At 66.2% G+C, this 25,334-nt stretch carries 24 protein-coding genes; 15 read left to right on the top strand and 9 right to left on the bottom strand.

Annotated features, from left to right (window positions below; translation table 11 throughout):
- Nucleotides 1-123: IS3 family transposase (locus tag AC1DFU_RS18305; protein ID WP_441590760.1), on the top strand; the 123-nt coding region annotated here is incomplete at its 5' end.
- A 255-nt stretch (nucleotides 124-378) separates the two neighbouring features.
- Here the strand turns inward: AC1DFU_RS18305 and AC1DFU_RS18300 are convergent.
- On the bottom strand, nucleotides 379-1,779 hold the full coding sequence (locus tag AC1DFU_RS18300; RefSeq protein ID WP_441590742.1) for an aminotransferase-like domain-containing protein: 1,401 nt from the start codon (nucleotides 1,777-1,779) through the stop codon (nucleotides 379-381).
- A 102-nt stretch (nucleotides 1,780-1,881) separates the two neighbouring features.
- Between AC1DFU_RS18300 and cyoA the strand changes: the two genes are divergently transcribed.
- Genes cyoA through cyoD form a run of 4 tightly spaced genes read left to right on the top strand, consistent with a single transcriptional unit; the run spans nucleotide 1,882 to nucleotide 5,880 of the window.
- Nucleotides 1,882-2,874: a ubiquinol oxidase subunit II gene (gene cyoA / locus AC1DFU_RS18295; protein WP_092290785.1), complete on the top strand. Its 993-nt coding sequence runs from the start codon at nucleotides 1,882-1,884 to the stop codon at nucleotides 2,872-2,874.
- Nucleotides 2,875-2,879: 5 nt separating this feature from the next.
- Nucleotides 2,880-4,856 (top strand): cytochrome o ubiquinol oxidase subunit I, encoded by a 1,977-nt coding sequence (gene cyoB / locus AC1DFU_RS18290; protein WP_092290783.1) that lies wholly within the window; start codon nucleotides 2,880-2,882, stop codon nucleotides 4,854-4,856.
- 2 nt (nucleotides 4,857-4,858) lie between these two features.
- Nucleotides 4,859-5,524, top strand: a complete 666-nt coding sequence (gene cyoC / locus AC1DFU_RS18285) for a cytochrome o ubiquinol oxidase subunit III (RefSeq protein WP_092290781.1) — start codon at nucleotides 4,859-4,861, stop codon at nucleotides 5,522-5,524.
- Nucleotides 5,524-5,880, top strand: coding sequence for a cytochrome o ubiquinol oxidase subunit IV (gene cyoD, locus AC1DFU_RS18280; RefSeq protein WP_441590739.1), 357 nt, complete (start codon nucleotides 5,524-5,526; stop codon nucleotides 5,878-5,880). The genes cyoC and cyoD overlap by 1 nt, the downstream gene beginning before the upstream one ends.
- Nucleotides 5,881-5,933: 53 nt before the next feature.
- Here cyoD and AC1DFU_RS18275 read toward each other — a convergent pair whose 3' ends face one another.
- From AC1DFU_RS18275 to lptF, 3 genes are read right to left on the bottom strand one after another with little or no spacing between them, the layout of a single operon-like run.
- On the bottom strand, nucleotides 5,934-6,338 hold the full coding sequence (locus AC1DFU_RS18275) for a sirohydrochlorin chelatase (RefSeq protein WP_369825672.1): 405 nt from the start codon (nucleotides 6,336-6,338) through the stop codon (nucleotides 5,934-5,936).
- Between the two features lie 5 nt (nucleotides 6,339-6,343).
- On the bottom strand, nucleotides 6,344-7,507 hold the full coding sequence (gene lptG, locus AC1DFU_RS18270) for an LPS export ABC transporter permease LptG (RefSeq protein ID WP_092290775.1): 1,164 nt from the start codon (nucleotides 7,505-7,507) through the stop codon (nucleotides 6,344-6,346).
- Nucleotides 7,504-8,625, bottom strand: coding sequence for an LPS export ABC transporter permease LptF (gene lptF, locus AC1DFU_RS18265; RefSeq protein WP_092290773.1), 1,122 nt, complete (start codon nucleotides 8,623-8,625; stop codon nucleotides 7,504-7,506). The genes lptG and lptF overlap by 4 nt, the downstream gene beginning before the upstream one ends.
- 163 nt (nucleotides 8,626-8,788) lie before the next feature.
- On the opposite strand from lptF, the gene AC1DFU_RS18260 reads away from it, so the two are divergent.
- The 3 genes from AC1DFU_RS18260 to AC1DFU_RS18250 are packed head-to-tail and all read left to right on the top strand — an operon-like array spanning nucleotide 8,789 to nucleotide 11,283.
- Nucleotides 8,789-10,318 (top strand): leucyl aminopeptidase, encoded by a 1,530-nt coding sequence (locus AC1DFU_RS18260; protein ID WP_441590736.1) that lies wholly within the window; start codon nucleotides 8,789-8,791, stop codon nucleotides 10,316-10,318.
- Nucleotides 10,319-10,339: 21 nt separating this feature from the next.
- Nucleotides 10,340-10,777 (top strand): DNA polymerase III subunit chi, encoded by a 438-nt coding sequence (locus tag AC1DFU_RS18255; protein WP_092290769.1) that lies wholly within the window; start codon nucleotides 10,340-10,342, stop codon nucleotides 10,775-10,777.
- Nucleotides 10,774-11,283 carry a hypothetical protein gene (locus tag AC1DFU_RS18250; RefSeq protein ID WP_092290767.1) on the top strand — a complete coding sequence of 170 codons (510 nt, stop codon included), beginning with the start codon at nucleotides 10,774-10,776 and terminating at the stop codon, nucleotides 11,281-11,283. Before AC1DFU_RS18255 ends, AC1DFU_RS18250 begins: the two co-directional genes overlap by 4 nt.
- Nucleotides 11,284-11,358: 75 nt before the next feature.
- On the opposite strand, the gene ilvD is transcribed toward AC1DFU_RS18250, so the two are convergent.
- Entirely contained in the window at nucleotides 11,359-13,032 is a 1,674-nt protein-coding gene (gene ilvD / locus AC1DFU_RS18245; RefSeq protein ID WP_092290765.1) for a dihydroxy-acid dehydratase, read from the bottom strand.
- Nucleotides 13,033-13,197: 165 nt separating this feature from the next.
- Here ilvD and AC1DFU_RS18240 point away from each other — a divergent pair, with 165 nt between their 5' ends.
- Both AC1DFU_RS18240 and lgt read left to right on the top strand, forming a co-directional pair.
- Nucleotides 13,198-14,175 carry a LysR family transcriptional regulator gene (locus AC1DFU_RS18240; protein WP_092290763.1) on the top strand — a complete coding sequence of 326 codons (978 nt, stop codon included), beginning with the start codon at nucleotides 13,198-13,200 and terminating at the stop codon, nucleotides 14,173-14,175.
- 47 nt (nucleotides 14,176-14,222) lie between these two features.
- On the top strand, nucleotides 14,223-15,041 hold the full coding sequence (gene lgt / locus AC1DFU_RS18235) for a prolipoprotein diacylglyceryl transferase (protein WP_441590758.1): 819 nt from the start codon (nucleotides 14,223-14,225) through the stop codon (nucleotides 15,039-15,041).
- Nucleotides 15,042-15,047: 6 nt separating this feature from the next.
- Here lgt and AC1DFU_RS18230 read toward each other — a convergent pair whose 3' ends face one another.
- Nucleotides 15,048-16,067 carry a M48 family metallopeptidase gene (locus AC1DFU_RS18230; RefSeq protein WP_441590733.1) on the bottom strand — a complete coding sequence of 340 codons (1,020 nt, stop codon included), beginning with the start codon at nucleotides 16,065-16,067 and terminating at the stop codon, nucleotides 15,048-15,050.
- A gap of 20 nt (nucleotides 16,068-16,087) precedes the next feature.
- Complete coding sequence (locus AC1DFU_RS18225; RefSeq protein ID WP_441590731.1) at nucleotides 16,088-17,176, bottom strand: YjgN family protein; 1,089 nt, start codon at nucleotides 17,174-17,176, stop codon at nucleotides 16,088-16,090.
- A gap of 770 nt (nucleotides 17,177-17,946) precedes the next feature.
- Between AC1DFU_RS18225 and AC1DFU_RS18220 the strand changes: the two genes are divergently transcribed.
- The 5 genes from AC1DFU_RS18220 (at nucleotide 17,947) to AC1DFU_RS18200 (ending at nucleotide 23,653) form a co-directional block, all read left to right on the top strand.
- Complete coding sequence (locus tag AC1DFU_RS18220) at nucleotides 17,947-18,672, top strand: GntR family transcriptional regulator (RefSeq protein WP_255370682.1); 726 nt, start codon at nucleotides 17,947-17,949, stop codon at nucleotides 18,670-18,672.
- Nucleotides 18,669-20,120 (top strand): malonyl-CoA decarboxylase domain-containing protein, encoded by a 1,452-nt coding sequence (locus AC1DFU_RS18215; protein WP_092290754.1) that lies wholly within the window; start codon nucleotides 18,669-18,671, stop codon nucleotides 20,118-20,120. Before AC1DFU_RS18220 ends, AC1DFU_RS18215 begins: the two co-directional genes overlap by 4 nt.
- A 96-nt stretch (nucleotides 20,121-20,216) precedes the next feature.
- A complete protein-coding gene (locus AC1DFU_RS18210) occupies nucleotides 20,217-21,227 on the top strand; it encodes a Bug family tripartite tricarboxylate transporter substrate binding protein (RefSeq protein WP_092290752.1) in 1,011 nt (336 codons plus the stop codon).
- The gene (locus AC1DFU_RS18205) at nucleotides 21,227-22,009 is read left to right on the top strand and encodes an enoyl-CoA hydratase/isomerase family protein (RefSeq protein WP_441590729.1); all 783 of its coding nucleotides are present in this window, start codon (nucleotides 21,227-21,229) and stop codon (nucleotides 22,007-22,009) included. Before AC1DFU_RS18210 ends, AC1DFU_RS18205 begins: the two co-directional genes overlap by 1 nt.
- A 90-nt stretch (nucleotides 22,010-22,099) precedes the next feature.
- The gene (locus AC1DFU_RS18200; RefSeq protein WP_441590727.1) at nucleotides 22,100-23,653 is read left to right on the top strand and encodes a malonate--CoA ligase; all 1,554 of its coding nucleotides are present in this window, start codon (nucleotides 22,100-22,102) and stop codon (nucleotides 23,651-23,653) included.
- Between the two features lie 54 nt (nucleotides 23,654-23,707).
- Here the strand turns inward: AC1DFU_RS18200 and AC1DFU_RS18195 are convergent, their stop codons facing one another.
- Both AC1DFU_RS18195 and AC1DFU_RS18190 read right to left on the bottom strand, forming a co-directional pair.
- Nucleotides 23,708-24,400, bottom strand: coding sequence for an SIMPL domain-containing protein (locus AC1DFU_RS18195; protein ID WP_092290746.1), 693 nt, complete (start codon nucleotides 24,398-24,400; stop codon nucleotides 23,708-23,710).
- Between the two features lie 119 nt (nucleotides 24,401-24,519).
- A complete protein-coding gene (locus AC1DFU_RS18190; protein ID WP_092290744.1) occupies nucleotides 24,520-25,332 on the bottom strand; it encodes a sulfite exporter TauE/SafE family protein in 813 nt (270 codons plus the stop codon).
- Between the last annotated feature and the right edge of the window lie 2 nt (nucleotides 25,333-25,334).

The raw sequence follows: 25,334 nt of genomic DNA, 5'->3' as shown, positions 1-25,334 counted from the left end.
AGCATCGAGCAACTGCAGGATGGACTGCGCCAATACATTCACTACTACAATCATGACCGCATCAAGCTCAAACTAAAAGGGCTGAGTCCCGTGCAATACAGGACTCAGCCCTTTCCGGCCTAGCCATCAACCGTCCAACTTCTGGGGGTTAGTTCAATGCTCTGGCTTTTTTTGGTTCATCGCCGATCACGAATCCGGTTTGCAAATCCGTACATCGACGCAGAATATACGGATTATCATTGGCTTGAATGCATACAAACTATGTAGTTGTATGGATTGCGGTAGGCTCAGCCATCGAACTGGTTTGTCCGTCAGGCGCTGAGCCAGGCGGACTCACGATCGGAGGCTGGAACGGTTTGAGCGGACTGAGCCGACGTCTCAAATGACCTGAAATGTGTCGCGCGCCGGCCTTCGCGCGAGAAGCCCTGACAGCTTCTTGAGCGCAAGCGACAACTGCCCGCGTTCGGCGACCCCACCGAGTGAAATCCGGATGGCACCTGGCACGGACGTGCCGTCCGCAAAAGCGTCGGCGCCGGTCACGCGAAGATCTTCGGAACGCGCGGTCCGGGTGAAGTCTGCCGATGTCCAGTAGCTCGGCAGTGGATGCCAGATATGAATGCCCAAGGCAGGGTTGGCATCGAAGCCCGCCAGCCATTGTCTGGCGATTTGCTGCCGCGCGTCAGCCTCCGTCCGAATGCCGTCAAGGAGCGTCTTCGCGGCACCATCGAGGATCCACTGCGTGGCGAGCGCCGTCGCCAGCGGCGACGCCATCAGCGTGATGGCCCGGAGCGCGGTCAGCATCGCGTTCTGAACGGTCGGATCCTTCACGACCACATACGCGGTCCGCAGCCCCGGGCTCAGACACTTCGAGAGCGTCGAGACATAGGCGGTCTGCTGCGGCGCCAGGGTAGCGATAGGTGGGGGCGCATCAGGTGTGAGCAGCCAGTAGGGGTCGTCTTCGATAATCAGGATGCCCTGCCGCTCCGCGACACGGGCGATGTCTCGGCGTCGTGCCTCGGGCATCGTATGCGTCGTCGGGTTCTGTAGCGTTGGATTGAGGTAGACCAGCCGGACCCCTTCCGTCTGACATGCCGCTTCCAGGCTGTCTGGGCGCATGCCGTCGCCATCGACCGCAATCGTGACGATGCGCCTGCCGAGTTGCGATGCGGCGGCCCGGACCCCGGGATAAATCAAGGGCTCGGCGGCAATCGCGCCGCCTTGTTCCGTGCCAGCCATGATCAGGGCTGCCAACGCCGTCTGCGCACCGGGGCATGCCACGACGTCGTCCTCGGCGACCGAGCCCAGCATCGGCGCTAGCCAACGCGCGCCGGCAGACCGGTCGGTTGTCGTGCCGCCACCCAGGTGGTAGGTCATCAACAGTGCCGGATCCGCGCGCAGGGTGAGTTGCCCAATTCCCCGTCGCAGCATCTCGCCGACATCGATGCCGGGCGCCGGAGGTGGCACGTTCATGCTGAGATCCACGGCCTGGGACAACTCGTAAGCCGGTAGCGCAATGAACGTCCCTTGAGAGCCACGGGCGACGGTAAGACCGCGTCGGGCCGCCTCGTTCAGGCCACGGGTCACGGTCGTCAGGTCGACGCCGAACAGGGACGCGAGCTGTCGCTGCGAGGGCAGGCGGTCGCCCGGGGTAAGACTCCCGCCTTGCATCGCCGTCTCGATCAGGTCGGCGATCTGAAGGTATCGCGATCCGCTTCCTTCTCGAAGTGGCCGGGCCCAGTCGAGCCGGGCGGGTGCCTCGTTCGAGTGTTGATTCGGCATAGAAATCTCTTGTATGGGCGTTGTCTTACATTAGCATGCCTCGCGGTTCGGGTAAATCCATACAAAACCGGATAACCCGTTTTTCTTGCGAAGGTGGTTGTTATGCATGTGCGTGTGGCCGATACGCGGGGCGTCCGTCGGCGAAAGTCTCCCCGTTTCCTTTCTCCTGTTCTCTGGCGTTGGCTGACCCTCGCCGCGCTACCGCTAAGCCTGGCCGGTTGTTCGTGGGATCTGCTTGACCCCAGCGGGTCCATCGGCGTGCAAACGCGGGACCTGATCGTGCTGGCCACGGCGTTGATGCTGATGGTGGTGATCCCCGTGATCATCCTTACGCTGGTGTTTGCGTGGCGGTACCGCGAAGGCAATACCAAGGCCGAGTACGCGCCGCGCTGGTCGCATTCGACCCGCATTGAAGTGGTGGTGTGGGGGATTCCGTGCGTGATCGTGGCGCTGCTCGGCATCATCATCTGGGACACCACGCACAAGCTCGACCCGTTCCGCCCGATCGAATCGAAGGTGGCGCCGCTGGAAGTGGACGTGGTGGCGCTCGACTGGAAGTGGCTGTTCATCTATCCGCAATACGGCGTGGCGTCGCTGAACGAGCTACCCGTGCCAGTGGGGACGCCGATCAACTTCCGCATCACGGCCGAATCGACCATGAACGCGCTGTTCATCCCGCGCCTGGGCAGCATGGTCTACGCCATGGCCGGCATGCAGACGAAGCTGCATCTGATTGCCGACAAGCCTGGCGTGTTCGATGGCCGGTCCGCGGCGTATAGCGGCGCCGGTTTCTCGGACATGCATTTCCGCACCGTCGCCACGTCGCGGGCCGAGTTTGATGCGTGGATCGAGCGCGCCCGGGCATCGGGCCACATGCTTGACGAACAGACCTACCGCAAGCTGGAGCAACCCAGCAGCAAGGACCCCGTCACGCTCTACGCCAAGGTCGATCCGCGCCTGTTCCAGGGCGTGGTGGACCAGTACATGGCCAGCAATGGCGACATCTGCCGCGCTGACAGCCCGGTGACCATCAGCGCCATTGCCGGCGCCAACATGCCGCCGCTCCCGGCGCAGCAGCAGACCCTGGAGCGCTAATCATCATGCTTGGAAAACTCTCTCTCGACGCCATCCCCCTGCACGAGCCCATCATCATGGGCACGCTGGTGATGGTGCTGCTGGGCGGCGCCGCGCTGTTGGGCGCCATCACGTACTACAACAAATGGTCCTACCTCTGGAAAGAGTGGATCTGCTCCGTCGACCACAAGCGCATCGGCGTGATGTACATCATCCTGGCGCTGGTCATGCTGCTGCGCGGCTTTGCGGATGCCATCATGATGCGCACCCAGCAGGCCATCGCCGTGGGCGAGGCAACCGGCTACCTGCCTCCGCATCACTACGACCAGATCTTTACCGCGCATGGCGTGATCATGATCTTCTTCGTGGCGACGCCGTTCATCCTCGGCTTGATGAACGTGATCGTGCCGCTGCAACTCGGCGCGCGCGACGTGGCGTTCCCGTTCGTCAACTCGCTGAGTTTCTGGATGTCGGCGATGGGCGCGGTGCTGGTCATGATGTCGATGTTCGTCGGCGATTTCGCGGCCACCGGGTGGGTCGCTTATCCGCCCTTGAGCGGGCTCGGCTACAGCCCCACGGTAGGCGTCGACTACTACATCTGGTCACTGCAGATATCGGGGCTGGGCACCACGCTGACCGGCATCAACTTCATCGTCACGATCCTGCGCATGCGCGCACCGGGCCTGAACCTGATGAAGATGCCGGTGTTCACGTGGACCGCGCTGATCACCAACATCCTGATTGTCGCCATCTTCCCGGTGCTGACCGCCACGCTGGCGCTGCTGGCCGCCGACCGCTACCTGGACATGCACTTCTTTACCAGCGAGCTTGGCGGCAACGCGATGATGTACGTGAACCTGATCTGGATCTGGGGCCACCCCGAGGTCTACGTGCTGATCCTGCCTTGCTTTGGCGCGTTCTCGGAGATCATCGCCACGTTCTCGCGCAAGCCGCTGTTCGGCTACACGTCGATGGTGTACGCCACATCGTCCATCGGTGTCCTGTCGTTCTTCGTCTGGCTGCACCACTTCTTCACCATGGGCTCGGGCGCCAGCGTCAATGCCTTCTTCGGCATCATGACGTCGATCATCTCGATTCCGACCGGCGTGAAGCTGTTCAACTGGCTGTTCACGATGTACCGCGGACGCATCCGCTTCCATTCGTCGACGCTGTGGACGATTGGCTTCATGGTGACGTTTGCCGTGGGCGGCATGACCGGCGTGCTGCTGGCCGTGCCGGGCGCGGACTTCGTGCTGCACAACAGCCTGTTCCTGATTGCCCACTTCCACAACGTGATCATCGGCGGCGTGGTGTTTGGCTGCCTGGCGGCCATGACGTTCTGGTTCCCGAAAGTGTTCGGCTTCACGCTGAACGAGTTCTGGGGCAAGGTCGCGTTCTGGTGCTGGCTGATTGGCTTCTACCTGGCGTTCATGCCGCTGTACGCGCTGGGCCTGCAAGGCATGACGCGCCGCATGAACCACTATGAGAATCCCGATTGGCAGCCCTACCTGATCGTTGCCCTGGTGGGGGCGGTGGTCATCGGCTGCGGCATCCTGGCGATCCTGTGGCAGCTGTTCGTCAGCGTGCGCGACCGGAACAAGAACCGCGACCTGTCCGGCGATCCATGGGACGGCCGGAGCCTGGAGTGGGCTACTGCCTCGCCAGCGCCGTTCTACAACTTCGCGCACGTCCCGCACATCACGTCGCTGGAACAGCATTGGGATGACAAGGAAGCGGGCCGCGCCTACGTGGCGCCTGCCGCGTACGAAGACATCCACATGCCGCGCAACACGTCAGCGGGCTTCATCGTCTCGGTGTTCGGGCTGGTGCTCTGCTTTGGCCTGGTCTGGCACATCTGGTGGATGGCGGGCTTTGGCCTGGCCGCGATGATCTGCACGTTCATCGCCCGCGCCTATGACCGCGATGTGGACTACTACGTCCCGGCCGCCGAAGTGGAGCGCATCGAGCGCGCCCGCTTTGCGCAACTGAAGGGGGCCAACTGATCATGACGACGACCTTGAAACTGCGCGCAGACGCCGCGCAGGCACCGCACCACGAGACCCACGCCGCGCATGCGCACGATGACGATCACGCGCATCACGCCGAACAGGCGCAAGGCAGCCTAACGCTTGGCTTCTGGCTGTACCTGATGAGCGACTGCCTGATCTTCGCCTCGCTGTTCGCGACATTTGGCGTGCTCGTCAACGGCACGGCCGGCGGCCCGACCGGACGCGAACTGTTCGATCTGCGCTTCGTGCTCGGCGAAACGGTGCTGCTGCTGACCAGCAGCCTCACCTTCGGCGTGGCGATGCAGAAGGTACGGAACGGCAAGGGCAACCCCAACGAAGTCATCCGCTGGATGGTGCTGACGTTCGCGCTCGGTGCCGCCTTCGTCTGCATGGAGATCTTCGAGTTTCACGAACTGCTGCACGAGGGCGCAGGCCCGAACCGCAGCGCCTATCTGTCGGCGTTCTTCATGCTCGTGGGTACGCACGGCCTGCACGTCAGCGCCGGGCTGCTCTGGATCATCGTGATGGTCAACCAGGTGCAGGTGTTCGGTCTCGATGACATCGTGCGTCGTCGCCTGGCCTGCCTGAGCCTGTTCTGGCACTTCCTGGACCTGGTCTGGATCGGCGTTTTCACCATCGTCTACTTGCGGGAGTTCCTGTGATGGCCAACCAACGACATGCGCATGAGGATGACCATGGCAGCCTGCGCAGCCACCTGACCGGCTACGTGCTCTCGCTGGTGCTGACGTTCATCTCGTTCGGTGCGGTGATGGGCGAGCTGTTGCCGCCGCGCGCGGGGCTGCTGATGATCGTGACGCTGTGTATCGTCCAGTTGCTGGTGCAGCTGGTGTTCTTCCTGCACCTGGGCCCGCGCAAGGGCCAGCGGGGCAACACGGCCATCTTTGCGTGTACCGTGTTCCTGATCGCCATTGTCGTATCGGGGTCGTTGTGGGTCATGCACAACGCCAACCTGAACATGATGCCGATGCAGTCGGTGCCTGTTGGCGGCAGCCGATAGATTGCAGGCAATTGGCACGTCCATCGGTGATGGCTGATGGACGTGTCTTCAGATCATTCCCCTATCGGCGATTGCCGCGATGGTGTTGTTGCCACCGCCCCCACGCAGTACGCCGCAATCGCGTCCAGCACGCTTTCGGCCTCGCCCACCGCCGTGGCGCAGCCAATCCGCATCGCCGGAAATTGCGCCCGGCATTGGTCGATCAGCGCCGGCAGGTCGCGGCGGATGTGGCCGCCCTGGCCGAAGAACACCGGTACGACAGTGACTTCCGCCACGCCAACGCCGGCCAGTTCGGCCAGCGCCACGGGCAGCGACGGTTCCATCAGTTCGAGGAAGGCCAGCCGCACGGCGGTGTCCGGCAGCAGGGCAGACAGCTTGGCCTGCAGCCGGTCGAAGGGCTCGCGCCAGCGCGCGTCGCGCGCGCCGTGGGCGAAGAGGACCAGGCCGGTGGTGGCCACGGCCGTCAATGCCGGTCCACCCAGCGCAGGGCGCTCAGCGCCAGGGCCAGGTAGAGCGTGCCGGGGACGAGCGCCGAGACGATCGGCGGCCAGGTGTGCAGCAGGCCGACGTGCGAGAACAGTGTGTTCGACAAGTGGAACGACAGCCCCAGCATGATGCCGCCGAACACCTTCACGCCCACCGCGCCGGCGCGCGCGTGCAGGTACGCGAACGGCAGCGCCAGCGCCACCATCACGAACAGCGTCAGCGGATAGACCACCTTCTTCCAGAAGGCGATTTCATAGCGCTGCGTGTCCTGCTTGTTGTCGCGCAGGTGGCGGATGTAGCGGAACAGGTCGAGCGTGGACATCCGCTCCGGGGTGACCAGCAGCACCGACAGGATCTGCGGCGTCAGCTCCGAGTGCATCACCATGTTCGGGAACTTGGCCTGCTCGGCGCGGAAGTCCGGCGCCAGGGCGTCGCCCTTGGCGCCGTCGGGGTGGGGCAGCTCGATGAAACGGGTTTCGTTGACGTCATTGAGCTGCCACGCCTGACCGCCCTGGTAGCGGCCTTCCTTGGCCACGCGGATCACGCGCAGGCGGTATTGCTGGTCGAATTCGTAGATGGTGATGCCGTTGATGGTCTGGTCCGGCTTCAGCCCCTGCACATTGACGAAGCGGGTGACCTCGCCGCCGGCGCCCTCGGGCGTGGTGTCCTTGTCGCGATCCTTGACCCAGACCCCGGAGCGGAAGCCCGCCGACACCGTGGCGCCAATCGCCTCCAGTTTCACCTTCTGGGCGTATTGCTCAGCCGCGGGGCCGATGAATTCGCCGAAGATGAAGGTGACGACGGCCAGCGGCACGGCCAGCTTGAACAGCGAGAACAACGCCTGCCGCGTGTTCAGGCCGGCCACGCGGAAGATCGTGTATTCCGACTGGCTGGCCAGTTGCGAGAAGACGTAGATCGCGCTGATCAGCACCGCGATCGGCAGCACCTCGTACACCCGGGTGGGCGCTTCCAGCATGACGTGGAAGAACGCCACCAGCGAGGTGTAGCCGCCTTGCACGCTCTCCAGCTCATTGAGCAAGTCGAAGAAGACGAACAGCGACAGCACCGCGAACAGGATGAACGCGAACACGCCATAGATCAGGCGGCCGAAATACCGCTCGTAGACCTGGAGGATCCTCATGCCTGGCTCCCCTTGGGCGCCTTGCGGCGCATGCCGAACACGGCGCGCCAGCCGCCCAGGCTGCGGTTCTGCCGGTATCGGAACATGCCCACGGCGCCCAGGAAGGCCAGCACGTGGATCGGCCAGAGCGCCATCCAGAAGGAAAGCGTCCCGGAGCGCACCCAGGCCTGCGCCAGGTTGATCATGTTGCTGTAGGTCAGGTAGATCAGCACGGCGAAGACGAGCGGCGTATAGCGGCCCAGGCGCGGGTTCACGTACGCGAGCGGAATGGCGATCATCACGAAATTGAAGGCGAGGATCGGCAGCGAGACACGCCAGAGCAGTTCGCCCAGGTTCTCACGGGTGGGATTGCGGATCAGGTCGATCGTGTCGCGGGACTTGGGCGGGATGTCGCTCTCGCTCTCGGGTGGCTTGTTGTCCACCTTGACGGCATAGCGGTCGAATTCCAGGATGCGGTAGTCGAGCTGGCCCGGCGTGCCGGCGTAGCGCCGGCCGTGTTCCATCACCACCAGGCGGTCGCCGTTCGGCATGGTCTGGAACTGGCCCTGGTGGGACAACGCCACGCCGATCTTGCCCGCCTCGGCATTGGCCACGAAGACGTTGCGCGCGTACTTCATGTCCGCGTCGATGCCCTCGATGAACAGCACGTAATTGCCGTTGGCCGGCTCGATGAAGCGGCCCGAGGCGATCATCGACAGCACGCCGCGCTGCTGGAAGCGGTCGCGGAACAGGCTGCTCTGCTGGTTGGCCCACGGCCACGCGAACATGCCCAGCAGCAACGCCATGACGAAGAACGGCGCGGCGAACTGGAGCACCGGCTTGATCAGGTCGCGCAGGGAGATGCCGGCCGAGAACCACACCACCATCTCGGAGTCCTTGTACCAGCGGGTCAGGACGATCAGCGTGGAGATGAACAGCGTGGCCGACAGCAGGATCGACAAATAGCCGATGGTGGCCAGGCCGATCAGCATCAGCACGTCGTTGGGGCTGGCCTTGCCATTGGCGGCCATCCCCAGGATGCGGATCACGAGCGACGTGAGCATGAAAGTCAGCATCACCAGGAACACCGCGCCGGCGGTGTAGGCGAGCTCGCGTCGCAGGGCTTGTTGAAAGATCATGCGGAATCGCTTCCGGCTGCCGGCCGGAGCGGGCGATGTACCGGGGGCCGAGGGACTGGCAGGACCGCGGGCTGTCAGCGTGGCGGATCGGCGGCGGCAGATCGCGGATGAAAATCGCGGATAATGGGGCCTTTCTTTTCGACGAGCCCCTGAAGGAAGCGCGATGGAATTTAGCACAAAAGCCCTGGATTGGAGCAAAGCCGGCCAAAATGGTTTCCTGGCCACGAAGACCGACTGCCTGGTGGTTGGCCTGTTCGAGGGCCAGAGCCTGGCTGGTGTGGCCAAGGCACTGGATGTCGCCACCAAGGGGCTGGTGGCGCGTCTGGTGAAGCAGGGCGACTTCGAGGGCAAGCGCGGCACCCAGCTGATGCTGCACGAAGTGGCCGGGATTGGCGCCGCCCGCGTACTGCTGGTGGGCCTGGGCAAGGAAGCCGAGTTCTCGGACAAGGCTTTCGTGGAGGCCGTGCGCACCGCCGTGCGTGCGCTGTCCGGCACGCGGGCCGCATCCGCCCTCTGGTGCCTGGCCCAGCAGCCGCCGGCCCAGCGCGACGTGGCCTGGGCCGTGATCACCACCATCACCCTGGTGCGTGACGCCGGCTACCGCCTGCTGGAGCGCCATCCGGAACTCAAGCGCCCGCCCAAGGGCGTGGGCACGGACAAGTCGTCGCTGCGCAAGATCGTGCTGGCCGTGGATGCCGCCGACGCCAAGCAGGCCACCCAGGCCGTGGTGCGCGGTACCGCCATCGCCAACGGCATGGAGCTGACCCGCGACCTCGGCAACCTGCCGTCCAACATCTGCACCCCGACCTACCTGGCCAATACCGCCCGGGCCATGGCCAAGCGCCACAAGCTCAAGGCCGAGATCCTGGGCCGCAAGCAGATCGAGGCCCTGAACATGGGCGCCTTCCTGGCCGTGACCAAGGGCAGCGTCGAGCCGCCGCAGTTCATCGTGCTGCGCTACGACGGCGCCGCCGCCAAGCAGGCCCCGGTGGTGCTGGTGGGCAAGGGCATCACCTTCGATACCGGCGGCATCTCGCTGAAGCCGGGCGAGGGCATGGATGAGATGAAGTACGACATGTGCGGCGCCGCCTCGGTGCTCGGCACGATCCAGGCCGTGGCCGAAATGGGCCTGAAAGTCAACGTCGTGGCCGTGGTCCCGACCTGCGAGAACATGCCCAGCGGCATCGCCACCAAGCCGGGCGACGTGGTGACGAGCATGTCCGGCCAGACCATCGAGATCCTGAATACGGACGCCGAAGGCCGCCTGATCCTGTGCGATGCGCTGACCTATGTGGAACGCTTCAAGCCCGCCGCCGTGGTGGACGTGGCCACGCTGACCGGCGCCTGCATCATCGCGCTCGGCCACGTGAACAGCGGCCTCTTCGCGCGCAACGACCTGCTGGCCGACCAGCTGCTGGACGCCGGCCGCAAGGCCATGGACACCGCCTGGCGCATGCCGCTGGACGATGACTACCAGGACCAGCTCAAGTCGAACTTCGCCGACATGGCCAATATCGGCGGCCGCCCGGCGGGCAGCGTCACGGCGGCCTGTTTCCTGGCGCGCTACACGGAAAAGTACGACTGGGCCCACCTGGACATCGCCGGCACGGCCTGGAAGAGCGGGGCGGCCAAGGGCGCCACCGGTCGTCCGGTACCGCTGCTGACGCAGTTCCTGATGGATCGCGCGTCGTAAATCGACGGAAAGGTAGCCGGGATGACGCGCATCGACTTCCACAGCAACGTGCCGGACACGCTGGCCTACGTCTGCCGCCTGGTTCGCAAGGCGTACGGCGCGGGCCAGAAGGTGGTGGTATACGGCACGGCACAGCAGCTGACGCAGCTCGATGCGCGGCTGTGGACGTTCTCGCCGCTCGACTTCCTGCCGCATTGCGGGCTGGACAGCCCCAACGCGGCGGTGACGCCGATCATCCTGGCCGCCACGCTCGAGGGCGTGCCGCACCACCAGATCCTCGTCAACCTGTCGCCCGAGGCGCCGGCGCAGTTCGCCAGCTTCGAGCGGCTGATCGAGGTCGTGGGGGCCGGCGAGGCCGAACGTGCCGCCGGGCGCGACCGTTACCGCTTCTATCGTGAGCGCGGCTATCCGCTCACGCACCACGACATTGGCCAGTCCGCCAAGGGAGAATCCGCATGAGTGAACGTACCACCTCGCGGGTGATTCCGCGGCTGGGCCCGAACGACAGCGTGCCGTTGCTGACCGAGGTCGTGGACCTGCCCGACCTGCCGGAGACCGCCTTCGCGCCGCCGCCGGGGCATGCCTCCATGTCGATCAACACGCCCGCCAGCACGGTCATCGACACGGCAAACATGCCTGAGTCAGGGCTGGTGTCGTCAGTCGGCGATACCGAGGGTGGGGTGGAGGACGATCCGGAAGCGCCGATGATCGACCCGGTGCCCTTTCTGCCGGGTGAGGATGACCTGCGCGCGGTGCGCTCGGAACTGCTGACGCGCGTGATGATGCGTTTCCGCACCGAGTGGCCGCAGGTGGTGGAAGCCCATACCGAAGCCACGCTGCAATCGCGGCTGGCGCCGCTGACCGCGCAACTGGCCAGCGAGCTGACGCAGGCGTTGGAGGCGAGGCTGGTGGAATGGCTGGATGCGACGCTCGAGGAGATCGAGCGCGATCCGGGCGGGATGTAGCAGAGAAAGCAGGGAAAGCAGAGAGTTTTCCCCTCTCCCGCAGGCGGAAGAGGGGAGACGGGGACCCAGGCAGGGTCAGTCCGTCACGGCGCCCTTGCTGGCCGTCGAGGCCAGTTTCGAGAACTTCGCCAGCACGCCACGCGTGTAGCGCGGCGCCGGCTGCTGCCACGTGGCGCGGCGCTTGGCCAGTTCCTCATCGGATACGTTCAGCTCCAGCTTCAGCTGGTGCGCGTCGATCGTGATTGAATCGCCTTCCTTCACCAGTGCGATGGTGCCGCCCACGAACGCCTCGGGCGCCACGTGACCGACCACCATGCCCCAGGTACCGCCCGAGAACCGGCCGTCGGTGATGAAGCCCACCGATTCGCCCAGCCCCTTGCCGATGATGGCCGAGGTCGGCGCCAGCATTTCCGGCATGCCCGGGCCGCCCTTCGGGCCCAGATAGCGCAGCACGAGGATGTCGCCGGCGTTGATCTTGTCGGCCAGGATGGCGTCCATCGCGCTTTGCTCGTCCTCGAACACGCGCGCCGGGCCGGTGATGACCGGGTTCTTCAGGCCGGTGATCTTGGCGACCGCGCCTTCTTCGGCCAGGTTGCCCTTCAGGATGGCCAGGTGGCCCTGCGCGTACAGCGCCTTGTCGAGCGGCAGGATCACGTCCTGGTCCGCGCGCGGCTGGTCGGGCACGCCTTCCAGTTCCTCGGCCAGCGTGCGGCCGGTGATGGTCAGGCAGTCGCCATGCAGCAGGCCGGCGTTCAGCAGCAGCTTCATCACCTGCGGAATGCCGCCCGCGCGGTGCAGGTCGGTGGCCACGTACTGGCCCGACGGCTTCAGGTTGCAGATCACCGGCACGCGGCGGCGGATGCGCTCGAAGTCGTCGATGGTCCACTCCACCTCGGCCGAGTGCGCGATGGCCAGGTAGTGCAGCACCGCGTTGGTCGAGCCGCCCGTGGCCATGATCAGCGTCACGGCGTTCTCGATCGACTTGCGCGTGATGATGTCGCGCGGCTTGATGTCCTTCTTGATCGCCTCGACCAGCACGCGCGCCGATTCCGCGGCGCTGTCGACCTTTTCCTGGTCCGGGTTGGCCATCGTCGACGAGTACAGCAGGGACATGCCCAGCGCCTCGAACGACGAGCTCATGGTGTTGGCCGTGTACATGCCGCCGCAGGAGCCGGTGGACGGGCAGGCGTTCTTTTCCACGCCCTCGAAGTCTTCCTGGCTCATGCGGCCGGCGGTGAACTCGCCCACGGCTTCGAACGACGACACGATGGTCAGGTCGCGTCCCTTCCAGTTGCCCGGCTTGATGGTGCCACCGTAGACGTAGATGCCCGGCACGTTGGTGCGCGCCAGCGCGATCATGCCGCCCGGCATGTTCTTGTCGCAACCGCCGATCACGACCACGCCGTCCATCCACTGGCCCTGGGCCGCGGTCTCGATGCAGTCAGCGATCACTTCGCGCGAGATCAGCGAGTACTTCATGCCCTCGGTGCCCATCGACATGCCGTCCGAGATGGTCGGCGTGCCGAAGATCTGCGGGTTGGCGTCGGACGCCTTGATGGCGTCCACGGCCGCATCGGCCAGGCGCTGCAGGCCGGCGTTGCAGGGGGTGATGGTCGAGTGGCCATTGGCGATGCCCACCATCGGCTTGTCGAAGTCTTCCTTCTGGTAGCCGAGCGCGTAGTACATCGAACGATTGGGGGAGCGCGCCACGCCTTGCGTGATGTGCTTCGAGCGTTTGTTGAATGCCATGGTGGGGGTCTCTCCGGGGAGTTTGCGGCGGGCTCGGACGTGGTCGATGCCACGGCCTGCCGTGTTTGTGGCCTGAAGGATGCCGCCTGCGTAGTATCATGTCAAATATATTATTTGACCTGTATTGAGTCGAAAAACCTATCACAGCGACGAACGGGAGCGTGCGTGGACCTGCGGCAACTGCGGTACTTCGTGACAGTGGCGGAAGAGCTACATTTCGGCCGCGCGGCAAGGCGGCTGGCCATGACCCAGCCGCCGCTCTCGCAGCAGATCCAGTCGCTGGAGGAGGAGATCGGCGTGCAGCTGTTCGCGCGCACGCGCCGGTCCGTGATGCTGACGCCCACCGGCCAGCAGTGGCTGCCCGAGGTGCGCCGCGTGCTGGCCGATGCCGCCGCGCTGCCCGGGCTGGCCCAGCGGCTGGCGCGGGGCGAGGTGGGCTCGCTGGCGCTGGCCTTCGTCAGCACGGCCGACTACGGCATCCTGCCCGAGCTGCTGCGGCATTTCCGCGCTCGGCACCCCGAGGTGCAACTGCAACTGCGCGAAGCCACCAGCGACGTCCAGCTGGAGGCGCTGGCCGAGGGCGCGATCGACGCGGGTCTTGTCATCCGTCCGCAACTGGCCGTGATGCCGCACGGGCTCTCGTACCTGCCGCTGGTGCGCGAGCCGCTGGTGCTGGCCGTGCCCGATGGCTGGCGGCCCGCCAGCCTCGCCGCCGATGCCCCTGCGCCGACCGAAATCGCCCTGCGCGACGCCGCGCACGAGCCGCTGATCATCTTCCCGCGTCGTAGCGCGCCGGCGTTTTATGACATCATTACGGGCTACTATGCGCGGGACGGCCTGACGCCGGCGATTGCCCAGGAGGCCATCCAGATGCAGACCATCGTGAGCCTGGTGTCAGCTGGCATGGGCGTGGCGCTGGTGCCCGCATCGCTGTGCAACCTGCGGCGTACGGGCGTGTCCTACCTGACGCTGCGCGATGCCGGCCCGCTGATCGAGACCGGCCTGGTCTGGCGCGAAGGCGCCGCCGGGCCTTCGGCCGGGCAATCGGGGATGGCGCCGGTGCTGCGGTCGTTCATCGACATCGCGGCCGGGCTGGCCACCGCCATCGGCCTGTCGCAGGACGATGGTATCAAGGCAGCATGACCCCGACGGCATCACCCCAGACACTATATAAATACCTCTCCTCCGCCATGCTCGTTCATCCGCAATTCGACCCGGTCGCGCTTCACCTGGGCCCGCTGGCCATCCGCTGGTACGGTCTGATGTACCTGGCCGGCTTCATCATGTTCCTGTGGTTCGGCCGCCTGCGCGTGCGCCAGCCGCACATCGCCGCGCGCGGCTGGGCCACGCGCGACCTCGACGACATGCTGTTCTACGGCGTGCTCGGCGTGATCCTGGGCGGGCGGCTGGGCTACGTGCTGTTCTACAAGCCGACCTACTACCTCACGCATCCACTCGAGATCTTCAAGGTCTGGGAGGGCGGCATGGCGTTCCACGGCGGCTTCCTCGGCGTGCTCGTGGCGATGTGGGTGTTCGGCAAGGTGCGGCGCCGGCACTGGCTGGAAGTGACCGACTTCATCGCGCCGATGATCCCGTGCGGGCTGGCTGCCGGCCGCATCGGCAACTTCATCAACGGCGAACTGTGGGGCCGTCCGACCGACCTGCCGTGGGGGATGATCTTCCCGCAGGCTGGCGACAACATCCCGCGCCACCCGTCGCAGCTGTACCAGTTCGCGCTGGAAGGCGTGGCGCTGTTCCTCATCCTGTGGCTGTTCTCGCGCAAGCCGCGCCCGATGGGGGCGGTGTCCGGCGCGTTCCTGATTGGCTACGGCGGCTTCCGCTTCGTGGCCGAGTTCGCGCGCGAGCCGGACACCTTCCTCGGCCTGTTGGCGCTGAATTTCTCGATGGGCCAGTGGCTTAGCCTGCCGATGGTGCTGGCCGGCGTGCTGATGATGGTCTGGGCCTATCGCCGCCAGGGCAACGGCGCCGCGGCGGGCGCGGCGCGCTGATCGCCGTCAGTTCCCGGCGGCCCGGATGGCCTCGATCCGCTCGCGCGTGAGCGGGTGGGTCGAGAAGAAGCTGGCATCGCCCTCGGACTTGTCCGACGACTTGCCGCCATGGGCGCCTTCCAGCTTGCCCAGCACATCGGCAAGGGCGGAGACCGGCAAGCGGTTCCGCCGCATCACCTCTACCGCGTAGGCGTCCGCCTCGCGCTCATGGTCACGCGAATAGCGCATGGTCAGCATCGCGGCCGGCACCGTGGCGAGCACCGTCGAAAAATCCCCGAAGAAGTACGCCGCCAGCGCGCCGACGGCCGATGCCTGGATCACCTGCTGCAGCCCGTGGCGCTGCGCCACGTGGCCGGCCTCGTGCGCCAGCACGCCCATCATGCCGGCACCGGTGCCGATCAGGGCCACCAGTTCGTCCGTGACCACGATGGTGCCGCCCGGCAGCGCCAGCGCGTTCGCGCCGAGCCGGTCGCCGTGGCGGAACAGCAGTTGGTAGGCGTGGTCGGGATCGTCGGGGCGACGTAGCGCGGCAAAGTTGTCGCGAATCCGCTGCTGGTCGGCGGCGGGCAGCTTGCTTGGCGTCACGAGGCCGTGGTCGAGGCTGTCGAGCGTGGCCTGGCCCAGTTGCGCCTCGATGGACGCCGGCACGGTCGACGCCAGCACCCCGGCGCTCCGCGGCAGCAGGTAGAAATAGGCGCCCAGCACGACGGCCAGCATCCCCAGCAGGGCGAGGCCCGTAAGCCGCCAGCTGTTCTGCGCGCGCGACACCCAGCCCTCGCGGTGGCCGGTGCTGGCCAGCATGGCCTCGAACGTGGCGTGGTCAGCCACCTCGCAGTACGCGCCGTCATCGAAGGTCACCAGGCGCGGCGCCCGCTTGTTGCGCTCGGACACCCGCAGCGAGGCCAGCGGCGCACGGCGCACCTCCACGCCCTCGGCATCGTGCAGGATGGCCTGCCCGCCCTGCACGATCAGCACGACGGGATGGGCGCGCGACGAGCGCGTGTCGAAATACCGGGCCGCTACCATGGCGATGCTCCGCGCCGCGCTCAGAGCGCGATGTCGATGTCGTACCAGTCCACGGTGGCGTCGCCCAGCGCGCTGACCTGCTCGGCTTCGCCGGCCACGCAGGCGTCCAGCGGACCGGCGGCGAACATCGTCACCGATTCCACGCGGTAGCGGGTGGAGCGGACTTTCGCGAACGGCAGGAACAGGCCGCAGGTGAGGGCGATGGCGATCCAGTTGGTAATCGTGATGAAGATCATGCGGCCCGCGCCCACGCGGCTCTCGAAGCGGTGCGGGGCCAGCGTGGTGTGGCTCCAGACCAGGTTCTGGAGCTTGGCCGTGAAGTAGGGGCCGGTCAGCATGATGCCGAAGTAGGTGAACGCGACCGTCCCACCGAGCACGATGGCCACGCCGCCCTTGGTATCGGCCCCGGCCGGGATGGCGATGGCGCTGAGCACGGCGCCGACGATCATGAACAGCGCCGTCACCATGCCGGTACGCAGGTACACGCCATAGAAGTCACCAGACGTGGCATCGAACGCGAACGGTGCCGTGCCAAAGCGCGTGTGGTTGTGCTGGTACTGCTTGAAGCGCTGGTGCGCCAGCGGCGCCAGCAGGCCGAGCGTCAGCGTCGACAGGATCGGCCACAGCAGGAACACCTTGTAGGCTTCCTTGTCGCCGCCGGTGAAGGCAAAGCGCAGTCCGCGATAGCTCGAATTGGCCATGCGGAAGCGCAGCGAGCGCACCAGCAGGTACGGCCACACGGCGGCAAAGACCACCGCGAACACCAGCGGCAGCACCGGGCTCACCACGCCGCTGAACTGGACCACCATGGCCAGCACCAGCACGATGGCGCGGCCCTTGAGGATGGCGCCCGGTTTGCCGTGATAGTCGAACGCGGCGTCATCGAGCCGTGTGTTGCGATAGAAATACTGGAGCGTGCGGACCTTGGCCCACGCGGAGTAGATGCCGAGCGTGACCACCGTGAGCAGCGCGTTGACGATCCAGATACGGAAGTATTCCGAGCCCGATCCGGTAAACGAGAGCTGAAGCGGTGCCGGCGGCGGGGGCGTATGCCCAAAATCCGATGATCCCGCACCGATGAAGTGCTCGCCCTTGTGATCCCATGCCATGTTTTGACCTCCCTGGTCGTCGGGGCGTCCTGGGTCGGCATTCTGGCGCCAACCGCCCTCGTTTCATATTTGCAACCGATTTGCCCGGGCCTTTCGTGCGCCGGGCGACACATTGTGGCACTGCGCTGACGGCTGTCCATCACAAAACGCCGGAATAGACGAGTCAGAGAGTGTTGGCGCGTCGAGGTCAGTCGTAACGACGGAGAAACATCCTGTTACATGCTCCATGAAATGTAACAAGTCGTCAATCGTCCACCTCAATAAAATCAATGACTTAAGTAGGATGGCACGGTATTCGCTTTATGACTTGTTACAAAAAGACGGGTGGCATGGCGAAGCTGCCCGCGGCGATGGACCGAGGGAGGACATCGACCGGGATGACGCCACGCAGCAGAAAAGCAACGGGAAAGTCCGCGTCCCAACGGGACGCTTCAGCGGGGGCAGGCGCGGGCCAGCGCCAGGTAATCACTCTGGTCCACGCACGTCGGCAACGAACGCCGGCAAGCGATGAGATGTCCGACGGCGGTTCTTTCAGGCGCGGACGATTTCCCCGGCAGGGAGGCCTGGGGAAGTCGTCCGCTGCACCTATTTGTACTCCCCGAATGTCTCCGAAACGGCTGGCGAGGTTTGCGCGCCACGCCTTTTGTCGCTTTCCGCATTGCAGCATCGAAACCGCTTGCCACGCTGCCGGCGCTCCCCATAATTATGAATTATTGCGGCGCATACGCCGCGTGGGCAGTCTTCCCCGGCATCCCGAGACCGGAGGCATCGTGCGAATCATCCGGCAGGCGCTGTACCTCGAAGTGGCAGACCGTTTGCGGGCGATGATCGACGATCACACGCTGATGCCCGGCGCATGGATCGACGAAGTGGCGCTGGCCGCCTCGCTCGGCACCTCGCGCACGCCGTTGCGTGAGGCGCTCAAGGTGCTCGCGGCCGAAGGGCTGGTGCGGCTGGAGCCCCGGCGCGGCTGCTTCGTCAACGCGCTGACCGAGCAGGATCTCGATGAGATCTTCCCGCTGATGGCGCTGCTCGAAGGCCGCTGCGCCTACGAGGCCGCGCGCAACGTCACGCAGGCCGATCTCGACGCGCTGGAGGGCCTGCACGCCGACCTCGCGCGCTACGCCCAGGCTGGCGACATCGACGCCTATTACGAAACCAACTATCAGATCCACGAGGCGCTCCAGCGCCTGGCCGGCAACCGCTGGCTGTCCGGCGTGGTCAGCGACCTGCGCAAGGTGCTGCGCCTGTCGCGCCACAAGAGCCTGAAGCTGCCGGGCCGGATTCACGAATCGTGCGCCGAGCACATGTCGGTGTTTTCCGCGCTCAAGGCGCACGACCCGGAAGGGGCCGAGGCGCTGATGAAGACCCACGTGCTGCGCCAGCGCGGCGCGCTGCGGGCGCTGGATCGTGCCGATCCGGCCCCGGAGCCTGCCGAGTCCGCAGCCGCCGCCTCACCCGTTCTCCGCAACGTTCTCGCCGCAGGAGTCTCATGAGCGCCCTCGATCCCGCCGAACAGAAAGTCAGCGCCCCGCTGGAAGCCACGGAACCGGTCGGCGATACCTTGTTGTCGCGCTTCGGCCGCTGGTGGAGCCGCAAGGGCGAAGGGGAAACCGCCCCGGCCAAGCGTGCCAAGGCGGAGGAGGCTGACGCCCCGGCGCTCTCCACGCGCGCGATGAAGCGCCAGCGCGAGCAGCTTCGCCCCTGTTTCGATGCCCGGCTGACCGATGGCGCCGCCAACGCCGCCGCACAGGCGTGGCAGGCCGAGTACGAGGCCGCGCCGGAGCCGGTGCGCCAGGCGATGCTGACGGTGCTGGCCGAAGTGGCGGCGGGTGCCGATGGTGCTGGCGCGAAGTCGGGCAGCGCGCAATCGGCCTCCCAATCTGGCGCGGCGTCCGGCCTGTCGCAGGCGCTGTCCAACGCACGCATCCGCTTCTTCAAGCGGCTGGCCGCGCACCATGGCAAGAGCGACAACAGCGCGTGCGGCCTGCACTTCCTGATCCAACTGCGCGCGGACATGCTCCGCTGGCACAAGCGCGTGCCGGGCCTGCGCGTGCTCGACGAAGACCTGGAAGCGCTGTTCTCGAACTGGTTCGATGTCGGCCTGCTCGAGTTGCAGCCCATCACCTGGGACTCGCCCGCCTCCCTGCTGGAAAAGCTGATCCGCTATGAGGCCGTGCACGAAATCGCCTCCTGGACCGACCTGCGCAACCGGCTCGATTCGGACCGCCGCTGCTACGCGTTCTTCCATCCGCGCATGCCGCGCGAGCCGCTGATCTTCGTCGAGGTGGCCTTCGTGCCCGAGATGGCGGCCAACGTGCAGGCGCTGCTTGACGAGGCCGCGCCGCTGGAAGACCTGCGCCGGGTCAAGTGGGCCATCTTCTATTCGATCTCCAACACACAGGCCGGGCTGCGCGGCGTGAGCTTCGGCAATTTCCTCTTGAAGCGTGTCATCGAGGAATTGCAGCGCGAGTTCCCCAAGCTGAAACAGTTCGCCACGCTGTCTCCGCTGCCCGGGTTTGCCGACTGGCTGCGCAAGCAGCACGGCGACGCCATCGTGACGATCCTGGGCGAGAAGCGCCTGGCGCGCTGGACCGAGCGCCAGGGCACGCCGCCCACGGATGGCGCCGGCTGGCTGGCCGCGCTGCCCGCCGACGCGCCGGACCCCGTGGTGCGCGATACCGCGCTGACGCTGGCCGCCCACTACCTCGTGCGCGAGGGCGCGCCGGGGCAGCCGGCGGACCCCGTGGCGCGCTTCCACCTGGGCAATGGCGCCTGCGTGGAGCGGCTGAACTGGGCTGCCGACCTGTCGCGAAAAGGCCGCGCCCAGTCGTGCGGCATGATGGTGAATTATCTTTACGTGCCGGAGGCGCTGGATGACAATCTGGCACGCCTTGGCGATGGCAATCCCCGCATGAGCCGTGCGGTGGGCAAGCTGCTGTGACCCCTGGGTCGGGCACGGATGACGCCAGGCATTTTTGTCGGGTGAATGTAGTACTTCGATTGACTTTCCGCAGCAAGTAGAGAGAGGAGACAGTACATGAAACGTCGTCAGTTCCATCTGACCGCGTGCGCGCGTGCGTTCGCGGTCGTGGCGGGTGTAGCCGCCGCGTCGGCAGGGTCGATGTATGCGCCGGCCGCGCTGGCCGATACGTGGCCGAGCAAGCCGGTCACCGTGATCGTGCCGTTCCCCGCCGGCGGCGGCACCGACGCCTTCGCGCGTCCGCTGACCGCCCAGTTGTCCAAGCAGCTCGGCAAGCAGTTCGTGATCGACAACCGCGGTGGCGCGGGCGGCACCGTGGGCGCCAGCATCGCCGCCAAGGCCGCGCCGGACGGCTACACCATCTTCATCGGCGGGGCGCACCACGCCATCGCCCCGTCGTTCTACAAGAAGCTCGATTACGACATCGAGAAGGACTTCATCCCCGTCACCGTGATTGCCCAGCCGCCGCAGGTGGTGGTGGTGAATCCGACCAAGGTGCAGGCCAACACGCTCAAGGAGCTGATTGCCTACGCCAAGGCCAATCCGGGCAAGCTGAACTATGGTTCGGCCGGCAATGGCTCGTCGCACCATCTGGCGGGCGAGCTGTTCAAGCTGCAGACGCAGACCTTCATCACGCACATCCCCTACAAGGGCGCCGGCCCGGCGCTGTCGGATTTGATCGCCGGCCAGGTGGACATGCTGTTCGACGGCCTGGGCTCGTCGGCGCAACACATCCGCGCGGGCCGTATCAAGGCGCTGGCGGTGGCGGCGAACAAGCGCTCGCCGGCCTTCCCGAACGTGCCGACGGCGGCCGAGGCGGGCGTGCCAAACTACGAGGTGTCGACGTGGTACGCGCTCTGGGCGCCGAAGGGCACGCCGAAGGAAGTGATCGACCGGCTCTACACCGAGACCACCAAGGCACTGAACTCGCCGGAAATGAAGCAGATCTGGCTCCAGAACGGCTCGGAAACGCCGGCGTTCACGCCTGACCAGTTCGCCACGTTCCAGCATGCCGAAATCAAGCGCTGGGCCGAGGTGGTGCAGCGCTCCGGCGCCAAGATCGACTGATGGGCGGCACCGTCACGTTCGCGCGGGACGGCGCCGTGGCCACGGTCACGCTGTCGCATCCGGGCAAGCTCAACGCGATCTCGACCAGCATGTGGCAGGCGCTGACCACGGGCTTCGCGGAGCTGGCGGCGGATACGTCGCTGCGCTGCGTGGTGGTGCGGGGCGCCGAAGGCAATTTTGCCGCCGGCGCCGACATCGCCGAGTTTCCGGTCGTGCGGCGCGACGAGGCGTCGGTGCGCCGCTACCACACGGAGATCCTCGCCCCGGCGCTGGCGGCCATCGCCACGTGCCCGCATCCGACGCTGGCGATGATCGAGGGTGTCTGCGTGGGCGGCGGGCTGGAAATTGCCTGCCACTGCGACCTGCGCATCGCCGCGGCGGGCAGCCGCTTCGGCGTGCCAATCAACCGGCTGGGTTTCCCGATGGCGCCCGGCGAGTTGGGCGGGCTCCTCGCGCTGGCCGGGCGCGCCGTCACGCTGGAAATCCTGCTGGAAGGCCGTGTGTTCGATGCGGCCGAGGCGGAGCGTAAGGGCTTGCTCACACGCGTGGTGGCCGAGTCCGCGCTCCACGACGAGGTAGCCGCCACCGTGCAGCGCCTCTGCGCCGGCGCGCCGCTGGCCGCCCGGATCAACAAGGCGACGATCCGTCGCCTGTCGCCCGATCCCGCGCCGCTCACGGCGGCCGAGATCGACGCGCATTTCGCCTACGCCGGCAGCCGCGATCACGCCGAGGGCGTGGCCGCCTTCCTGGCGCACCGGCGGCCCGAGTTCACCGGGGAGTAAGATGGCGGCCGGCCGGCACGTCCGCGTGCCGGTTTCGCCACCGCAATCCCGTCTTATTCGCCGGCATCCTATTTCCTTCGATTCCGTACCATGAACGCCAATCTGTTCGCCCTGTTCGAATCCCGCTTTCCCGTCGACCGCAGCGCGTGCTGCATCGAGACCCATGACGGGCTGTACTACAGCTGGGATGACCTGGACCGTGCCACCGCCAAGATCGCCAACCTGCTCGCCGCGCTGAAGCTGCCGGCCGGCGCGCGCGTGGCGGTGCAGGTGGAGAAATCGCCCGAGGCGCTGTTCCTGTACCTGGCCACGCTGCGCGCGGGCTATGTGTACCTGCCGCTGAACACCGCGTACCAGGAATCGGAAATCGACTATTTCGTGGGCAACGCCGAGCCCGCCGTGGTGGTCTGCGGCAGCAAGAACTTCGGTTGGGTGTCGAAGGTGGCGTTCCGCCACAACACCGCGCACGTGTTCACGCTGGACGACGACCGCAGCGGCTCGCTGCTGGCCCGCGCGGCCGCCCAGCCGGACACCTTCCAGACCGTGACGAAGGGCGACGATGACCTCGCGGCCATCCTCTATACCTCCGGCACCACGGGCCGCAGCAAGGGCGCGATGCTGACGCACCGCAACCTGGCTTCCAACGCCCAGACGCTGCACGAATACTGGGGCTGGCGCAGCGACGACGTGCTGCTGCACATGCTGCCGATTTTCCACGTGCACGGGCTGTTCGTAGCTTCCCACGGCGCGCTGCTGGCCGGCGCCAAGATGATCTGGGCGCCCAAGCTCGACATGGCGCAGATCCTTGCCTTCCTGCCGCGCGCGACGGTGATGATGGGCGTGCCGACCTACTACGTGCGCATGCTGCAGGAGCCGCGCTTCAACCGCGAGGTGTGCGGCAACATGCGGCTGTTCGTGTCTGGCTCGGCGCCACTGCTGCTGGAGACGTTCGACGGCTTCCGCGAGCGCACCGGCCACACCATCCTGGAGCGCTACGGCATGAGCGAGACCGTGATGCTGGTCTCGAACCCGTACGATCCCAAGCTCGGCGAGCGCATCGGCGGCACGGTGGGCATGCCGCTGCCGGGCGTGTCGGTGCGCGTGATGGATGGCGAGGGCAACCCCTGCGCGCCGGCCGCGATCGGCAATGTGGAGGTCAAGGGGCCGAACGTGTTCAAGGGCTACTGGCGCATGCCGGAGAAGACCGCCGAGGAATTTACCGCTGACGGCTGGTTCAAGACCGGCGACGTGGGCCGCTTCGGCGGTGCCATCGTCAGCCAGGCCGGCGAGCGCAAGGTGCCAGACGACTACCTGACGATCGTGGGCCGCAGCAAGGACCTGATCATCTCGGGCGGCTACAACGTCTATCCGAAGGAAATCGAGAGCTTTATCGACGAACTGCCGGGCGTGGTGGAATCGGCCGTGATCGGCGTGCCGCATACCGATTTTGGCGAGGCCGTGGTGGCCGTGGTGGTGCGCAAGCCGGGGGCGGAGATCGACGAGGCGGGGATGATCGGCACGCTGCGTGGCCGTATCGCCAACTTCAAGGTGCCCAAGCGCGTGCACGTGGTGGACGAGCTGCCGCGTAACACGATGGGCAAGGTGCAGAAGAACGTGCTGCGGGAGCAGTTCGCCGCGCTGTGATGGATTTCCCCCTCGCCCTGTAGAACTGGGGGAGGGGGAAGCCGAACTACCTGTTTACTTCACCATCTGGACCGACCCATTGACCGACACGGTCACATGGGCTTTGCCGCCTTCCATGGGGATCGGCGCGCCGGCGTCTGCGGACATTGCCTTGGCGGCATACATGCGCGGCGTCGGCGGCACCACGCCGCCGCTGTCGTTCATCGACACTTCACGAATCGTATAATTGCTATAGCCGAACAGCTTGGTGCTGGTCTGGGCCTTGTCGCGGAACGCTGACACGGCCTGCTCGGCCAGCTTCGCCTCGGTGGCCTGGCGTGCCTCGCGCGAGAGCGAGAAGGCGACGTTCTGCACCTGCATCTGGTTGGCCAGTTCGCCGGCCAGCTTCGACACCGCCGCGAAATCCTTCGACTTCAGGATCACTTCCGAGCGCCCGCGCCACGTGCTGATGCGGCCGTTGCGGTCCGTGCTCGGATGGATGGTGAAGCCGCCCGACTGCGCTTCCACGCCCGAGGTGCGCTTGGCCTGCGCCAGCACGGCCTGCGTGCGGGCCGACAGCGCGGACGAGATCGCCGACGGCTCGGCGCCTTCCTGTTCCGCGGCCAGCGTCAGTTGCACCACGTCCGTGGGTACTTCGGTGACCGCCTCGGCGGACAGCGACAGTACGCCGGCGGGTGGCGGCAGGGTCTGGGCCGATGCCACGACAGCGGTGGTACTCAGCAAAGTGGCCGCAAGCAGTTGTTTCATTGTTGTTCTCCCGATCAAAGTGGTGGCTTTCAGACGCCTTTCCGCGCACTTCGTTCCGTGCGCGGCTGCAATGACTGTATCCGGGTGTTTCGCCGTGTAATACGGAGGGAGCGGCGCGCTCAGAACGTCCGCCACGCCTTCCAGAGCATGTACGAGGCGAGGCAGGCCAACAGCACGGCGAACACGCGCCGCAGCGCGTTGACGTCCATGTTGTGCGCCGCCCGCGCGCCCAGCGGCGCGGTGAGCACGCTGGCGATGGCGATGATGCCCAGCGCGGGCAGGTACACATAGCCGAGCGAGCCGGCCGGCAGGCCGCCCACGTCCCAGCCGCCCCAGACGTAGCCGACCACGCTGGCGAGCGCAATCGGGAAGCCGAGCGCTGCCGACGTGGCCACGGCGTTGTGGATCGGCACGTTGCACCAGGTCATGAACGGCACGGAGATGAAGCCGCCGCCGGCGCCCACCAGGCTCGAGATCAGGCCGATGACCGACCCCACGCCGACCATGCCCGGTGTGCCCGGTAGCCGGCGCGCGGCCGGTGGCCGGCGGCTGCGCAGCATCTGGAGCGCCGAGAAGCCGACGAAGACCGCGAACAGCAGCGACAGCCAGCCGGTCTTGAGCACGCTGAAGATCTTGCCGCCGCCGATCAGGCCACCCACCAGGATGCCCGGCGCCAGCGCCAGCACAATGCCCCAGCGCACCGCGCCGCGCTTGTGGTGGGCGCGCACGGAGGAGAGCGAGGTGAACAGGATGGTCGCCATCGACGTGGCGATGGCCATATGGACGATGTGGCTGTCGGAGACCTGCATGGCTGTATAAAACAGCGTCAGGAAGGGCACCATCAGCATGCCGCCGCCCACGCCGAGCAGCCCGGCGCAGAAGCCGGTGAAGGCGCCGAGGATCAGCAGCCCCGGAATCAGGACAGGACTCATGG

It is taken from the genome of Cupriavidus sp. 10L45, assembly GCF_056395225.1.
This window is presented reverse-complemented; position numbering and strand designations above follow the sequence as displayed.

Coding starts and splice junctions, on each gene's coding strand:
- cyoB (WP_092290783.1), top strand. CDS start 2,880: ATGCTTGGAAAACTCTCTCTCGACGCCATCCCCCTGCACGAGCCCATC.
- AC1DFU_RS18200 (WP_441590727.1), top strand. CDS start 22,100: ATGAACGCCAATCTGTTCGCCCTGTTCGAATCCCGCTTTCCCGTCGAC.
- AC1DFU_RS18225 (WP_441590731.1), bottom strand. CDS start 17,176: ATGGCATGGGATCACAAGGGCGAGCACTTCATCGGTGCGGGATCATCG.
- AC1DFU_RS18215 (WP_092290754.1), top strand. CDS start 18,669: ATGAGCGCCCTCGATCCCGCCGAACAGAAAGTCAGCGCCCCGCTGGAA.
- AC1DFU_RS18260 (WP_441590736.1), top strand. CDS start 8,789: ATGGAATTTAGCACAAAAGCCCTGGATTGGAGCAAAGCCGGCCAAAAT.
- cyoC (WP_092290781.1), top strand. CDS start 4,859: ATGACGACGACCTTGAAACTGCGCGCAGACGCCGCGCAGGCACCGCAC.
- ilvD (WP_092290765.1), bottom strand. CDS start 13,032: ATGGCATTCAACAAACGCTCGAAGCACATCACGCAAGGCGTGGCGCGC.
- lptF (WP_092290773.1), bottom strand. CDS start 8,625: ATGATCTTTCAACAAGCCCTGCGACGCGAGCTCGCCTACACCGCCGGC.
- AC1DFU_RS18210 (WP_092290752.1), top strand. CDS start 20,217: ATGAAACGTCGTCAGTTCCATCTGACCGCGTGCGCGCGTGCGTTCGCG.
- AC1DFU_RS18205 (WP_441590729.1), top strand. CDS start 21,227: ATGGGCGGCACCGTCACGTTCGCGCGGGACGGCGCCGTGGCCACGGTC.
- AC1DFU_RS18300 (WP_441590742.1), bottom strand. CDS start 1,779: ATGCCGAATCAACACTCGAACGAGGCACCCGCCCGGCTCGACTGGGCC.
- AC1DFU_RS18195 (WP_092290746.1), bottom strand. CDS start 24,400: ATGAAACAACTGCTTGCGGCCACTTTGCTGAGTACCACCGCTGTCGTG.
- lptG (WP_092290775.1), bottom strand. CDS start 7,507: ATGAGGATCCTCCAGGTCTACGAGCGGTATTTCGGCCGCCTGATCTAT.
- AC1DFU_RS18190 (WP_092290744.1), bottom strand. CDS start 25,332: ATGAGTCCTGTCCTGATTCCGGGGCTGCTGATCCTCGGCGCCTTCACC.
- cyoA (WP_092290785.1), top strand. CDS start 1,882: ATGCATGTGCGTGTGGCCGATACGCGGGGCGTCCGTCGGCGAAAGTCT.
- AC1DFU_RS18255 (WP_092290769.1), top strand. CDS start 10,340: ATGACGCGCATCGACTTCCACAGCAACGTGCCGGACACGCTGGCCTAC.
- cyoD (WP_441590739.1), top strand. CDS start 5,524: ATGGCCAACCAACGACATGCGCATGAGGATGACCATGGCAGCCTGCGC.
- AC1DFU_RS18250 (WP_092290767.1), top strand. CDS start 10,774: ATGAGTGAACGTACCACCTCGCGGGTGATTCCGCGGCTGGGCCCGAAC.
- AC1DFU_RS18230 (WP_441590733.1), bottom strand. CDS start 16,067: ATGGTAGCGGCCCGGTATTTCGACACGCGCTCGTCGCGCGCCCATCCC.
- lgt (WP_441590758.1), top strand. CDS start 14,223: ATGCTCGTTCATCCGCAATTCGACCCGGTCGCGCTTCACCTGGGCCCG.